Annotated in this window: 1 protein-coding gene; it reads left to right on the forward strand. The window is 49.4% G+C overall.

Annotated elements, in window-relative coordinates; translation table 11 throughout:
• The coding region (locus tag ACOKCT_RS22985; RefSeq protein ID WP_420193917.1) for a formylglycine-generating enzyme family protein at nucleotides 1–447 on the forward strand (447 nt) is incomplete at both ends.

The following is a 447-nucleotide window of genomic DNA, read 5'->3' on the forward strand; positions in this document are numbered from 1 at the left end:
AAGCTATATGGCGGTCAGATTGACCCTTATCCGGACAGCAAACCCCTGCACAGGGTGGAACTGACCAGCTACTCAATGAGCAAATTCAAAATCAGCAACCGGGATTATCACCTGTTTCTGGATTACCATCACCGGCCTGTAAGAGACGTTCGTGATGCATTAAAAGATAAATGGGCAGAATATAACAGTACGCCCGAAACACCCGCCAGAATTGACTGGTATGAGGCGGCAGATTACTGCGTCTGGCTGGGGAAAATGACGGGCCTGCCTTTCTCCCTGCCAACCGAAGCGCAGTGGGAGTACGCCGCCCGAAGCCGCGGACAATTTATAGTTTTACCCACCAATACGGGCAAAGCAGACATTGAATTTCACAGCGGCGGAAAAAACAGGGGCATCAATCTTGGTACTGAATTTGACAGGCAACAATATGCCTTAAAAAGTGGAACC

Source organism: Leclercia sp. M-A074-M (genome assembly GCF_965195605.1).
In the GTDB taxonomy this organism is placed as follows: Bacteria; Pseudomonadota; Gammaproteobacteria; order Enterobacterales; family Enterobacteriaceae; genus Enterobacter.